Origin of the sequence: Actinoplanes sp. NPDC051861, assembly GCF_040681145.1 — a bacterium.
Classification (GTDB): Bacteria; Actinomycetota; Actinomycetes; order Mycobacteriales; family Micromonosporaceae; genus Actinoplanes.
On the sequence record NZ_JBFAYE010000013.1, the window covers coordinates 159,726 to 172,816 of the forward strand.

Consider the following 13,091-nt stretch of genomic DNA (forward strand, 5'->3'; position numbering starts at 1 on the left):
TCCGCCGATCGTATCGGCCGTGATCACATCGACGGGTCAGGAGGCGAGGGTGAACGGTGCGCTCACCGGGCCCTCGTTGGCGGACCGGTCGAGGCCGCTCAGGCAGTAGGTGACGGGGCCGGTGGGAGGTTTCGGGTCGATCACCGGAGCGCCGGAGCGGCCGGTGGCGACGAGGTCGGCGGTGCTCTTGCCCGTACGATAAAGAGCCCAGCTCGTGGCCCGGCCACCCGCAGCCGTCCGCAGGGAGAGTGACCCGTCCGCGGCCCGGGAGGCTCCGGTGATGCGTGGCGCCGCGGGTGGTGCGGCCGGAAGGCGGGCCATCCGTGGCAGGAGCGCGGGCGAGGCGTAATGGGCCGCGCGGTACCGGGTGACCGAGCCGAGACGGTCGGCACGGATCTGCTTGGCGCTGAAGTGGACCTGGCCCTGGACACCGGCCTCGTCGTTGAGCCGCATCTGGCGGTCGAGCTGAGCGGGATCGCTCCAGTCGCCCTTCTCACCGACGCGGTAGTCGGCCATGCCGATGTAGAGCTGCACGCCGCTGTCCTTGACGGTCCGGGTCCACCACGGCAGGACCTTGGCGTAGTCGGCCTTCTCGAAACCGATCGTCCAGTACAGCTGGGGGACGATGTAGTCGAGCCACCGCTCGCGGACCCACCTGCGGGTGTCGGCGTAGATGGCGCTGTAGCTCTCCAGGCCCTTCGTGTCGGAGCCCTCGCCGCCGTTGCGCCAGATGCCGAACGGGCTGATGCCGAACTTGACCCACGGCTTGACCTGCTGGATCCGCTGGTGCATCTCGCGGACCAGGGTGTTCACGTTCTCCCGGCGCCAGTCCGCCCGCGACCTGCCGGCACCGTGTTTCGCGTAGGACGCCTGGTCGGGGAAGTCCTCGCCCTTCTCCGGATAGGGGTAGAAGAAGTCGTCGAAATGGACGCCGTCGACGTCGTACTTCTGGACCGCCTCCAGCATGGCGTCCTCGACGAAGCGCCGCGCCTCGGGGTTGCCCGGGTCGAAATAGAGGCGCCCGGTCTTGCCGGTCGGATAGGCGATGCGCCACTCCGGGTGCGAGCGCAGGGGGTGATTCGGCGCGAGCTTGGTGAGATCGGCGCCGGCTCCGGTCGGGGCCGGCTGCGTTCCACGGTACGGGTTGAACCACGCGTGGAACTCAAGGTTGCGTTTGTGGGCCTCCTCCACCATGAACGCCATCGGGTCCCAGCCCGGGTCGGTGCCGTCGAGTCTGCCGGTCAGCCAGTTCGACCAGGGCGCGTACTTCGACGGCCAGAACGCGTCGCCGCTCGGCCGTACGTGCACGAAGATCGCGTTGTGCCGCTGCGCGACCGCCAGATCGGCCCATTTGAGGTACTCGTCGCGTACCTGCGCCTGGGACAGGCCCGGCTTGCTCGGGAAGTCGATGTTGTAGACCGTGGTCAGCCACATCCCGCGCAGCTCGCGGGCGGCGCGTACCGGCTGTTCACCGCACTTGCCGGTGGCCGTCGGTGCCGGTGCCGCGACACCGGGAACCGCTGTCGTGCTGACCGCGGCGGGCTCGAAGAGGGCGGCGCGGAGCAGGCCGACACCGAGCACCGCGACCGCGAACAGGACCACGGCCAGCAGCAGTGCCACCTGGACGGGTGGCTTGCGGGGAAGATTCACAGCACCGACCGGTAGACGTCCATGGTGTCCTCGGCGATCCGGGACCAGCTGAACTTCTCCACGGCGCGGCGGCGGCCGGCCTTACCCATCTGCTCGGCGAGCTGGGGGTCGCGCAGCACGCGGGTCAGCGTGGCGGCCAGGTCGGCGACGAACCTCTCCGGGTGCACGGGCGTGCCCGTGCCGTCGTCGACCTGCTCGATCGGCACCAGCAGGCCGGTCTCACCGTCCGCGACCACCTCGGGGATGCCGCCGGTGGCGGTGGCGACCACCGCGGTCTCGCAGGCCATCGCCTCGAGGTTGACGATGCCCATCGGCTCGTAGACCGAGGGGCAGACGAAGACCGTGGCGTGCGTGAGCACCTGGATGACCTCGTGCTTGGGCAGCATCTCCTGCACCCAGATCACGCCCTCGGGGTCGCGGGCCGCGCGCAGGTCGCGGGCCAGAGCGGCGACCTCGTCGGCGATCTCGGGGGTGTCCGGCGCACCGGCGAGCAGGATGATCTGCGTCTCGGCGGGCAGGTCGTGGCAGGCCCGCATCAGGTACGGCAGGCCTTTCTGGCGGGTGATCCGCCCGACGAACACCACGCTGGGCCGGTTGCGGTCGATGCCGAGCCGGTCGACGACGGCGGTCTCGTGGTCGGGCGTGTACAGCTCGGTGTCGATGCCGTTGTAGACGACGTGGATCCGGTCGGGGTCGACCGACGGGTACGCCTTGAGCACGTCGCGGCGCATCCCACCGGAGACGGCGACGATCGCGTCGGCGTTCTCGATCGCGGTCCGCTCGCAGAACGAGGAGAGCGCGTACCCGCCGCCGAGCTGCTCGGCCTTCCACGGGCGCAGCGGCTCCAGGCTGTGGGTGGTCACCACGTGCGGCACGCCGTGCAGGAGTTTGGCGGTGTGACCGGCGAAGTTCGCGTACCACGTGTGGCTGTGCACGACACCGGAGCCGGCACAGCCGGACGCCATCGCCAGGTTCACCCCCATGGTGCGCAGGGCGGCGTTCGCGCCGGCGAGCTCAGCGGGCTCGGGGTACGCCGTGACGCCCGGCTCGTCGCGCTCGGCACCGAAGCAGTGAACCCGCACCTCGGCGAGATTCCGCAGGTCACGCGTGAGGTATTCAAGGTGCACGCCGGCTCCGCCGTACACCTCCGGCGGGTACTCCCGGGTGAGCAGATCGACGCGGAGCAGCGAAGTTCCCGAAGCGGTCACGGTTCGCAGGATAGCCGCCCGCGCCGGGAAGCCACCCGTCGGCGGCCGCATCGCACCCCATCGACGAACACCCGCCCGGGAAGCTCTTTGCAGCAAGCGCAAGATATTTCGAACGGCCCTTTCGGGTGGCGAACGGGCGGCCGGAACATTAGCGTCCTTCCCATGGCTGTCAAGGTGCTTGCGATCGTTCTGGCTGGTGGAGAAGGCAAGCGCCTGATGCCCTTGACAGCGGACCGGGCCAAGCCCGGTGTTCCATTCGGCGGCATCTATCGCATGATCGACTTCGTGCTGTCGAACCTCGCCAACGCCGGATACCTCAAGATCGTTGTCCTGACGCAGTACAAGTCGCACTCGCTCGACCGCCACATCTCCAAGACCTGGCGGATGTCCACGCTGCTGGGCAACTACGTCACCCCGGTGCCGGCGCAGCAGCGGCTCGGCCCGCGCTGGTTCGCCGGTTCCGCCGACGCCATCTACCAGAGCCTCAACCTGATCAACGACGAGTCGCCGGACTACGTGATCGTCTTCGGCGCCGACCACATCTACCGCATGGACCCGAAGCAGATGGTCAACGACCACATCGCCTCGGGCGCCGCGGTGACCGTCGCCGGCATCCGCCAGCCGCTCTCGCTCGCCGACCAGTTCGGCGTCATCGAGGTCGGCCCGGACGGCAAGAAGATCCAGGCCTTCCGCGAGAAGCCCCGCGACGCCGTCGGGCTGGCCGACTCCCCCGACGAGGTCTACGCCTCGATGGGCAACTACGTGTTCACGACGCGGGCGCTGTGCGAGGCGGTCTCCGTCGACGCGCAGAACCCGGACAGCAAGCACGACATGGGCGGCAACATCATCCCGATGCTGGTCGAGCGCGGCGAGGCCAACGTCTACGACTTCCGCGACAACGACGTGCCCGGCAGCACCGACCGGGACCGTGGTTACTGGCGCGACGTGGGGACGCTCGACTCGTTCTACGAGGCGCACCTGGACCTGATCGCCACCCTGCCGATCTTCAACCTCTACAACCACGACTGGCCCATCTTCACCAACTACGGCTCCTGGCCGCCCGCCAAGTTCGTCCACGGGTACGACGACCGCCAGGGCCGCGCCATCGACTCGATGATCTCCCCCGGCGTGGTGGTCTCCGGCGCACTGGTGGAACGCTCGGTCATCTCACCGAACGTGCGGGTCAACTCGTGGGCGCACGTCGACGGCGCGGTGATCATGGAGGGCGTCTCGGTGGGCCGCCGCTCGGTCGTCCGCAACGCGATCATCGACAAGAACGTGGTCATCCCGGAGGGCGCGCAGATCGGCGTCGACCTGGATCGCGACCGCAAGCTCTACACGGTCAGCGACAACGGCATCGTGGTGATCGGCAAGGGGCAGAAGGTCGAGTTGTAAGCCGGTCGGGGCATTGACCATCACCTCTGCGTGTTTCTAGGCTGAGCGCGCCGTCACCTGCGACGTCGGGGGAACCAGAATGGTCCTTGCGCCGCCCTTTCCGGATGACCCGAGCGCGGCAACGCGGCACCTCTGCGCGGGCGCCTACCTCGACGAGGACTTCCGTGACACCGCCCTGCGCGAGGTCTATCACCGGCCGGGGCGGGCCGTCGCGCTGTCACACGGGTTCTCCCTCACGCCGGTCCTCGCGCACTGCCTGCGCGCCCGGGACGCGTCGCTGATCAGGGACGTCGCGGTCACGGCGCTCGTCCTGGGCACGCTGCTCGTCGCGCCGGTCGCCGTCCTGTACGCGGCCACCGTCGCCGTCGTGTTCCACGCCGTCGTCACGCGTACGCCCAAGTCCTTGATCGTCGCCACCCTCGTTGCCGCCGCCTTCGCCGCCGTGGTCTCCACCCTCCCGCAGGCCCTCGACGTCAGTGGCCTGCTGCTCCTGCTCGCCCTCCTCGTGTGCGCCGCCGCCTGGTGCCTGTGGCGGCAGACCCAGCTGGACCAGTTCCGTCCCGGCCGCACCACCGCCTCGCTCGCGCAGAATCAGCGCCTGAGAGAAATAGACCTTCTTCAGTACGGGAACACGGCCGTCCACGCCGGCCACAACCCTTTCGTCGGTGCCGGCCGCGTCGTCGACACCTGGGGACTCGCCCAGCCGCTCGGCACCGACCCGCCGTTCGACGCCGCCGAACTCGTCGCCCACCTGCAATGGCACCTCGGCGCGCTGGTCGGCGGGCCCGGCACCCGCACCGACCAGACGATCGCCGGCATGACGGTGACCGACCGCGTCCATCTCGCCGGCACCGAGGTCGGCAACCTCGACCCGATCACCCCGCCCGGCCTGGTCGCCGACATCATCCGGCGGCCGACGTCGCCCGCCCGGCACCATCTCGCCTGCCAGGTGGCGTCGTGGGGCGGTGAGGTGGTGACGACGGTGCACATCCATGCGGCGGTGCAGGCGGGGGCGCTGTATCTGGAGCTGACGACCACGGCGCTGCTCCCCTGCCCGGCGGGATACCGGATCGTGGACCTTCCGGAGGGGGCGGGGCTGCGGTCATGGTTCCGCGCCCTCGGGGATGCGGTGCTGCTGGTGCCGGGGATGACGGTGCGGGCGCCGGTGAATCTGGTGCGGGCGCTGGTGGACACGGGGTTTCCGGACAAGCGGCCGTTCACCCGGGAGCGGGGGCTGCGACTCGGGCTGGACCACGGGGCGAGGGTCGCGGTGCGGGAGATCCCGGTCGTCGAGGTGGATGCCTCAATCTATCCGGACATATCCAAGCACCGGCGGCTCATCGAGCGCCGGGTGATGGATGCGGTTGTCGGGTTCCTGGAGGTCAAGGGGGCGGATTCGGCGGTGTGCCGGGCCGGGGTGGCGGCCCGGATCGCGATGCCCGCCTAGATCAGTCGCGGCCACGGAGGGTGTCCGACGGGGAGACACCGAAGCGTGCCCGGTAGGCGCCGGCGAAACGGCCCAGGTGGGTGAAGCCCCAGCGGTAGGCGACCTCGCTGACGCTCGCGCGGCCCGGATCGGCGCGGGACAGCTCGGCGTGGACGTGGTCGAGGCGCAGCCGCCGCAGGTAGGTCAGCGGCGGCATGCCGACGTGCTGGCGGAACGACTCCTGCAGGACCCGCACGCCCACGCCCGCCACGTCCGCCAGATCGCCGACCGTGTACTGCCGCCACGGTTCCGCGTGCATCACGTCCAGCGCCCGCTTCACCGTCCGCGGGCGGTGCGGGCCTTGCAGGCCCAAGGGCTCTTCACCGTACGGGTGCTCGACCGTCAACGCGAGGCCGCTCACCACCATGTCCCGCCACCGCGCCGCCATCCGCGGCTGACTGGCCAGCCCGTCCGGCCCGCGCAACTCGGCCAGCAGCAGCCGGACCAGCGCGGCCCACGTCCGGCCGGGCCCGTCGACCAGGTCGAAACTGGCGCCGAGCGGCAGCGGCGACACCACCCGCTGGTCGAGGGCGGCGTCGAGTTCGCGCTCCAGGGCCGCCCGTTCCACCTTCACGCTCAGCAGGCGGCACGTACCCGGCCACTCCAGCTCGATGTCGCCGGTGGGCCGGTAGACCACGGCGCGTGTCGGGTCCGCGAGGACGACCGCGCCGCGGTGCCGGGACGTGAGCATGCCGGTCAGCGGGACCAGCACGTGGTACGACGTCTCCAGGGCGCTGATGGAGACACGGATGTCCGTCCCGTACCCGACCTCGCCCAGCGTGATCGGGCCGAGCAGGACCACGTCGGCGCTGAAGTGGAAGCGCCGAGGGTCGCCGACCGGCTCGATCCGCAGGGGGCCGTAGTACATCTTCCGGCAGAAGGCCCGAGCCTGCTCCACGTCGGTGGTGCGCAGTCCGACGTGGACCGGGACGTCCGTGCCCGGCGCCGCCGGGCTACGGCTCAAGCCGCCTGCCATGGCGTTCAGACTAAACCGAAACGAGACCTCGTCCGGGTACGGCATCGACCGGCCACGTGAACTCCGTGACGGCACCGCCACGGACATCCACCTCGGACAACGGCTCCGCGGCGTCCTGCCAGAGCAGGTAGCGGCCCTCCGGGAGCGCGTCCAGGACCACACAGAAGGTGACCCCGCCTCGGACATAACGGGCACGGACCGCGGCATGCGTACGATCCGCGGGCGCGCCCACCGGGCTCACCTCGATCTCGTGACCGTGCCATTGACCGTCGGTGTGGATGATCAGCGCACCGATCGTCCCGCCGATGTTCAGCATCACCGTGCCCTGCCCGGAAGGGGCGAGAGTGTGGTGGTGATGGTGGTGCCCGTGCCCGTGGCTGTGCGCGTGGGTCATGACGGGTTCCCGAAACCGTCGAACGGGGTTCCCAGGAACGGGAACTTCTTCAGCAGCTTGGCGCTGGAGTCCTTGATGCTGAGTCCCTGCTCGACCAGGGCGGCCGCGGCGTCCGGCTCGAAGTCCGCGTTGACCAGCGGCACCGTGGCACCGGCAATGGCCCGCAGCGAGATCGAGACGACGTCGTCGGCGATCCGGCGTCCGTTCGGGAAGCCGGCCAGGTCGCCACCGACCACACCGAACTTGTTCTCCTTCTCGGCCGGCGGGATCGCCGTGTTGAGGCGCAGCATGTCGGCCTGCAGCTCACCGGTGTTGTTCTGGAAGCCGTCGATCAGCCCGTCCGGGATGCCGGTGAGCAGGATCGCGAGCAGGTCCGCCCGGGGCTCCTTGGTCTTGTTGAGCGCGTCCAGGTTGTCGAACAGGCCCGGGTAGAGCACCGGCAGCAGCGCGCCCAGTTCGGGCGTGGCGACGAACTCGGCGAACCGCTTGTCCTCGCTCGGCGGCAGGCTGTTCCACCTGTCCTTCTCCGCCATCGGCACGATGACCTCGTTGAACAGCGGGTTGCCGAGCCGGGAGACCTGGACCTGAGGGCCGACCACCACGTCGCCGGACTTGCCGTCGCCCTTGCGGACCTCGACCTGGCGGCGGCTCGCGGAGGTCCAGACGCCGATGACGGCGCCGGCGTCACGCCCGCGGACCCGCTTCTTGCCCTCGCGCCGGACCATGTGCAGCGGGACCTGGATGGCGATGCTGTGCACGTTCGTCTTGTCGGTGGCGTTGACCGCCTTGCCGGCGTAGTTGAACAGGTTCTGTCCGACCAGGTGCTTGTCCTGGAACGGGCGCAGTGTGCCCAGGTCGAAGATGGCGCCCAGGTCGACGAAGAAGGCGTCGGCGCGCTGCCCGGCGAAGACCTTCTCACCGGTCTTCAGCTTGTGCACGGCGTCGGCGGCCAGCTTCTCGTAGTCGGGAATCGAGAGCGGGCCGACGTTGCACGGCGGGCAGGGCAGGTTCTTCGCCAGCACGGTGCTCTTGCCGTGCCCGTCGACCTTGGTCACCGAGAAGAACTGACGGCGGTTCCAGTTCTCGCTGTCCAGCGACTCGATCGGGCCGGTGTTGTAGAGGAACGTCTTGTCGTTGCGCAGTTCGGTGCGGAACCGGAACTGGTAGGTGACGTCCGGGCGGGCGTCGCCGTTGGCGTCGACGTGGATCTCGTACAGCACGTCGTCGCCGAACTCGAAGAAGTTCGGGCCGCTCGCCGGGATCTGCAACGGCACGTAGTTGGCGATCAGCGTGACCGTGTCCGGGTCGTCGGGGCTGACGAAGGCGTACAGGTCGGAGCTGTCGGCAACCGGGTCCTTGCTGATCTCCGGTGCTTCGCGGTGTGAAGACATTGTCGTGTTCTCCTACGAGGTCAGCGGCCGGCGGCCTTGATCAGGCTCGCGACGAGCTTCTTGTCGGTGATCGTCTTCAACTTCTCTCCGGAGAAGACGTCGATCGTGCCCTTCTTGGCGTCACGGATCGAGATCACGAGCGGTGAACCGTCGCCCGAGGCGGACTCGTTCTCGCCGGCCAGGCTGAGCCCGGCGACCGAGACCGCCGAGACGCCGACGCCGGTTGCGGCGAGGGCGAGCACCTTGCGGCGGGACAGCCACTGACGTCCCTGGGCGCGGTAACGAACACGACTCATGCTTGGCCTTTCGTCGTCTGTTGGGGGCCGGACTGGCGTTGCATCGTCGACGCCCGTCAGTACGAGATCCACTGTCGCGCGGTTCAAACAAAAGTTTGAAAACGGCTCAGTGGCCGCGGCGCCGCCGCAGGCGCGACACCCCGGCACCGGCGATGACCAGGGCGGCCGCTGTGAGCGCTCCCAAAATCAGCCAGTGTCCGAGATTGACCATCCCGTCGTCGGCGGCCGGCTTGTCGGCGGAGGTGAGGACGGCGTCGGCCGTCTCCGTAGTGGTCTCCACGGCCGGGGCCTCCGAGGAGGGTGCGGGCGCGGCCTTCTTCGTGACGACCGGGGCGGCCGACGAGGGTTTCGGCTTCAGCTTCGCGGCTGCCGGGAAGACCAGGTCGGAGCAGGAGTAGTAGGTGTCCGGCGTGCTGGTCGTCTCCCACACCACATAGAGCATGTGCCGCCCGGTCCGCTGCGGCAGCGTCACCTTCATCCGGTACGACCCGCCCTGCAGCGGCGGGTCGGTGATCTCGGCGAGCGGCTTCGAACCCAGGTCGTCCCAGGTGAGCTTCTTCGCCGCGGAGTAGCCCGAACGGGTGAGATAGATGCGGAACCTGCCCTGGTGCGGAATGGTCCCCCGGTACGACACGGAGAGCCGCTGCCCCGACTTGACGTCGGTCGCCGGGAAGTCGTCCCGGGCCAGGTCCAGACCTCGGTACGCCTCGATCCCCGCGCTGCACAGCTTCCCGTCCGGCACCCGCGCCTTGTCGTTGCCGTTCACCCCGGCCAGCCGGATGTTGTCGTACGCCCCCAGGAAGTTGTCTGTCGCCTTGAGCGCCGCCTTGCAGGCGGCCTCCCCCCGCTCGGTCCCGTTGCCCGCGCACGCCGCGGACCGGCTGATCGGCGTCGTCGGGGCGCCATGGGCGAGCGCCGCCCTGGGGACGGCGGGCACGGATACGGCGGCGAGAAGGCCCACGACAGCGAGGCGGCGGACGAACATCAGATCTCCCGGGCACGGCGACGAGTCGGCCGGGAGTTTCCCGGCCACCCGTGGGTACGTACTTGCGGCACCGCTCGTTCAGCGGCCACGTAGCTGTGATTGCATGGCCGGGTCAGGCAAGAACACTGGAGGAACCATGAGCAAGCCCGACGTCGGCCCGATTCCCGACGCGCCCGCCAGCGAACTGCTGATCGAGGACATCGTCGAGGGTGACGGCCAGGAGGCGAAATCCGGCGAGTACGTCAGCGTGCACTACGTGGGTGTCGCCCAGTCCACCGGCAAGGAGTTCGACGCCTCCTACAACCGGGGCGAGCCGTTCGGCTTCCGGGTGGGCGGCCAGCAGGTCATCGCCGGCTGGGACCAGGGCGTGGCCGGCATGAAGGTCGGCGGCCGCCGCCGGCTGGTCATCCCGCCGCACCTGGGGTACGGCGCGCGCGGCGCCGCCGGTGCCATCAAGCCGAACGAGACCCTGATCTTCGTGGTGGACCTGCTCCAGGTCCACTGACCCACGGTCTGCGAAGGGCCCGCGCCGAGTCCGGGGCGGGCCCTCAGCTCGACTCGGACCGGTAGACCGCACCCGCGCGGGTCTCGGACCAGGACGGCGCCTCGGGCACCGCCACACCGCGGGCCGGGCTGTCGTACATCAGCCGGAACTGGCTGTCCACCTCCGTACGCAACACCGCCATCGCCACCGTGATCGCCTCGCGGATGGCCTGGCAGGTCTCGCAGCCCGCCCGGCACCACTGGTGCGCCGCGGCCACGTTGATCAGCGCGATGTGCAGCTCACAGATCTCCCGGGCGTGACGTCGCTGGTCAGGGGCACCGAGACGGGCGGCGGCCGCCTCGATCGCGTCCTCGTCGACCTGATAGACGCGGGCGGCCTGCCGGGTGAACCAGATGAAGTCGTCCTGGCTGATCAACGGCGCCCCCGAGCTGTTTTCCCAGGTGAACGACGCTATCCGCGTTCTGCGATCTTGGTCAATACGCTGGGTGGCCGGTCGGTTGCGGCTACTCGTCCAATACCGACGCTCCAATCAGGCACTTCCGGTCTGACCAGCGTGGATGCACGATGGTGCGACGCCCGTCCCGTGTTCCCCGTGCCGGGGCGGGCGTCCCGCCTCTTACCGTGACGAATCACCACGTCTGCGCAGCCGGGCGCGCCAGCCGGTGCCGCGCAGACGGCAGAGTGGCCGGGCCGGGACGGGCTGCTCCGGCCCGCCTCCCGAGCCCCCGGCGTCCGGGCCGAAGTCGAACGGGTCGTCGAACGGGGTCATCCGGCGCTCCGCAGCGAGTCACAGCCGGACTCGTCGGGCAGCAGCGGGCGGAACAGGACACGCCACTGCTTTCCCGCGGACTCCCACGGCGTCTGCTGGTTGGCCTTCTCGGCGGCCGCCCACACCGCGTCCTTCTGCGCACCGGTGGCCGTGACGCAGTGCGTGCCGGTGCTCGCGTTCAGCGCCTCGCCGGGCAGCGCGGGGCCGGGCCACGCGACGGGCTTGCCGGCCAGGCCGTCACCGGGGTCGGTCCACGGCGACGCGAGCGCGGCCACCTCCTCCGGCACGTACGCCGCCGGCTTCGCCATGCCCTCGGCGGTCGGGAGCGCGGTGAGCCGGTCGACGAACTTCGCCAGCTTCTTGCGGGCCGCCTTCTGCTCGGCGCTCAGCGCCGGGTCGTCGGCCTGTGCCACGCTGAGCGCCACCGCCTCGGCGACCTGCGTCCCCTCGGCCGTGACCACGGTGACCCGGGTGCTGGGCACGTCCGCGACACCGGGCGAGCCGAAGTCGTAACCGGTCTTGACGCCCGCCTCCAGGGCTTCCCTGGTCAGCTCCTCGACCACGGCCGGCCCGACCTGCTGCACCTGCAGGTTGGGCAGCGCGGGCCCGGGCGCGATCAGCGGCACCGGCCCGTCGGTGATCACCCGGCCGTCGGCGTAGACCGAGACCATCGGCAGCCGGCCGAGCAGGAAGTCGGGCGGGACGAAACCGCCGCGATACTCGACGCGGATCACGGCGGTGGTGTCCTGAGAGGCGCTCTCGGTCACGGGGTCCGCAGCGCCGGCAACGGGTGTGGTGCCGGGCTGGGCGCACGCGCCCAGCAGCATGGGGATGGTTGCGGCGGCGATCACAAGGCCGCGGGTTCGGGTCATGAACGGTACGACGAGCGGGCCCGCCAGCCGGTTCCGACCATCTCCGACTTTCCCGCCGAAGGTGTCACCGTGTCACGGAACCACGCGGGCGCGGCGCCCGAGGACCTCCACGACGTCGCCGGGGTGCAGCTGACGGCCCCGCCGGGTGTCCACCTCACCGTTCACGCTCACGTCGCCGGAGGTGATGAGGATCTTGCCCTCTCCCCCGGTCTCGATGAGGTCGGCCAGTTTGAGGAACTGGCCCAGCCGGATCATGTCACCGTCGATCGGAACGTCGCGCATCCGACCATCATCTCCTCGGAGGAAAACTTCTGCGAACTCGTTGAACCATCGGGACCCGTGATCCGAACTACATGTCGTGAGGCATCTGGGGATGGCCCGCCGCGCGGGCGTGCTGGCCGCTGTGACCGCTGCCGTTGTGCTCTCCGCCGCTGCTCCGGCCGCGGCGGACGTGACGGTGAACCCGTCCAGCGCCGTGCAGGGCAGTGGCGAGAATCTGTACTTCAGCGTGCCCAACGAGGGCAGCACCTCCGTGAAGGAGGTGACGCTGAGAATCCCGGTGGACACCCCGATCGCCGAGGTCTACCCGCTGTCGGTGAACGACTGGGCCCCGAAGATCGAGTGGCGTGATCTGAACACCGCGATCCAGCCGATCCACGGCGCGTCGCCGGTCACCAAGGTGCCCAGCGCGATCACCTGGCTGTCGGTGGGCAAGAAGCTGGAGCCCGGCCAGTCCACCGAGCTCGCCATCGCGGCCGGCCCGCTGCCGCTGCTGTCCACGATGAAGTTCACGGTCGACGTGACGTACGCCGACGGGACCAAGGCCGCCGAGGAGGCGGTCGCGCTGGCGCTGACGCCCGGCACGGGTGTCGGCGGCCACCACACCACCGCCACCGGTGACACCCAGCTGACGCCGGCCGAGGAGGCGGCGTTCAACAAGATCATGGACGACGCGGACGCCGGCCCGTCGTTCGCGGCGATCTCCGGCTGGGTGGTCGCGGCGCTGGCACTGCTCGGCGCCGGCTTCGTGATGTGGCGCAACCGGCACCGCGCCACCGAGGAGGAGCCCGGCGACACGCCCGCCGAGCCCACCGAGAGCGAGGACGAGGACAAGGAGCCGGTCTCGGCCGGCACCAGCAAGTGGGCGTTCAAAGGATAAGGACT

Annotated in this window: 15 protein-coding genes; 4 read left to right on the plus strand and 11 right to left on the minus strand. The window is 69.9% G+C overall.

Annotation, left to right across the window (positions count from 1 at the left end):
- Positions 1-36 precede the first annotated feature (36 nt).
- Positions 37-1,650 (minus strand): family 10 glycosylhydrolase, encoded by a 1,614-nt coding sequence (locus AB0M02_RS29420; protein ID WP_364232518.1) that lies wholly within the window; start codon positions 1,648-1,650, stop codon positions 37-39.
- Positions 1,647-2,858 carry a glycogen synthase gene (gene glgA / locus AB0M02_RS29425; RefSeq protein WP_364232520.1) on the minus strand — a complete coding sequence of 404 codons (1,212 nt, stop codon included), beginning with the start codon at positions 2,856-2,858 and terminating at the stop codon, positions 1,647-1,649. Before glgA ends, AB0M02_RS29420 begins: the two co-directional genes overlap by 4 nt.
- A gap of 162 nt (positions 2,859-3,020) precedes the next feature.
- Here glgA and glgC point away from each other — a divergent pair, with 162 nt between their 5' ends.
- Positions 3,021-4,253, plus strand: a complete 1,233-nt coding sequence (gene glgC, locus AB0M02_RS29430) for a glucose-1-phosphate adenylyltransferase (protein ID WP_364232522.1) — start codon at positions 3,021-3,023, stop codon at positions 4,251-4,253.
- A 79-nt stretch (positions 4,254-4,332) separates the two neighbouring features.
- Positions 4,333-5,700: a hypothetical protein gene (locus AB0M02_RS29435; protein WP_364232523.1), complete on the plus strand. Its 1,368-nt coding sequence runs from the start codon at positions 4,333-4,335 to the stop codon at positions 5,698-5,700.
- A 1-nt stretch (position 5,701) separates the two neighbouring features.
- On the opposite strand, the gene AB0M02_RS29440 is transcribed toward AB0M02_RS29435, so the two are convergent.
- The 5 genes from AB0M02_RS29440 to AB0M02_RS29460 form a co-directional block, all read right to left on the minus strand.
- Positions 5,702-6,715 (minus strand): AraC family transcriptional regulator, encoded by a 1,014-nt coding sequence (locus tag AB0M02_RS29440; protein WP_364232526.1) that lies wholly within the window; start codon positions 6,713-6,715, stop codon positions 5,702-5,704.
- 10 nt (positions 6,716-6,725) lie between these two features.
- Positions 6,726-7,109, minus strand: coding sequence for a phospholipase (locus AB0M02_RS29445; protein ID WP_364232529.1), 384 nt, complete (start codon positions 7,107-7,109; stop codon positions 6,726-6,728).
- Complete coding sequence (locus tag AB0M02_RS29450; protein WP_364232532.1) at positions 7,106-8,500, minus strand: DUF4331 domain-containing protein; 1,395 nt, start codon at positions 8,498-8,500, stop codon at positions 7,106-7,108. Before AB0M02_RS29450 ends, AB0M02_RS29445 begins: the two co-directional genes overlap by 4 nt.
- Before the next feature lie 20 nt (positions 8,501-8,520).
- Complete coding sequence (locus AB0M02_RS29455) at positions 8,521-8,796, minus strand: hypothetical protein (protein WP_364232535.1); 276 nt, start codon at positions 8,794-8,796, stop codon at positions 8,521-8,523.
- Between the two features lie 106 nt (positions 8,797-8,902).
- A complete protein-coding gene (locus AB0M02_RS29460) occupies positions 8,903-9,781 on the minus strand; it encodes a lytic polysaccharide monooxygenase (protein WP_364232537.1) in 879 nt (292 codons plus the stop codon).
- Between the two features lie 136 nt (positions 9,782-9,917).
- Here AB0M02_RS29460 and AB0M02_RS29465 point away from each other — a divergent pair, with 136 nt between their 5' ends.
- Positions 9,918-10,286 carry an FKBP-type peptidyl-prolyl cis-trans isomerase gene (locus tag AB0M02_RS29465; protein WP_364232540.1) on the plus strand — a complete coding sequence of 123 codons (369 nt, stop codon included), beginning with the start codon at positions 9,918-9,920 and terminating at the stop codon, positions 10,284-10,286.
- Positions 10,287-10,329: 43 nt separating this feature from the next.
- Here AB0M02_RS29465 and AB0M02_RS29470 read toward each other — a convergent pair whose 3' ends face one another.
- From AB0M02_RS29470 to AB0M02_RS29485, 4 genes are all read right to left on the minus strand, one after another.
- On the minus strand, positions 10,330-10,701 hold the full coding sequence (locus tag AB0M02_RS29470; RefSeq protein WP_364232541.1) for a hypothetical protein: 372 nt from the start codon (positions 10,699-10,701) through the stop codon (positions 10,330-10,332).
- A gap of 201 nt (positions 10,702-10,902) precedes the next feature.
- The gene (locus tag AB0M02_RS29475) at positions 10,903-11,055 is read right to left on the minus strand and encodes a hypothetical protein (RefSeq protein ID WP_364232544.1); all 153 of its coding nucleotides are present in this window, start codon (positions 11,053-11,055) and stop codon (positions 10,903-10,905) included.
- Positions 11,052-11,927, minus strand: a complete 876-nt coding sequence (locus tag AB0M02_RS29480) for a hypothetical protein (RefSeq protein ID WP_364232546.1) — start codon at positions 11,925-11,927, stop codon at positions 11,052-11,054. The genes AB0M02_RS29475 and AB0M02_RS29480 overlap by 4 nt, the downstream gene beginning before the upstream one ends.
- A gap of 72 nt (positions 11,928-11,999) precedes the next feature.
- Positions 12,000-12,209, minus strand: coding sequence for an RNA-binding S4 domain-containing protein (locus AB0M02_RS29485; protein WP_364232548.1), 210 nt, complete (start codon positions 12,207-12,209; stop codon positions 12,000-12,002).
- Between the two features lie 76 nt (positions 12,210-12,285).
- Between AB0M02_RS29485 and AB0M02_RS29490 the strand changes: the two genes are divergently transcribed.
- Positions 12,286-13,086, plus strand: coding sequence for a DUF1775 domain-containing protein (locus tag AB0M02_RS29490; RefSeq protein WP_364232550.1), 801 nt, complete (start codon positions 12,286-12,288; stop codon positions 13,084-13,086).
- Positions 13,087-13,091 lie beyond the last annotated feature (5 nt).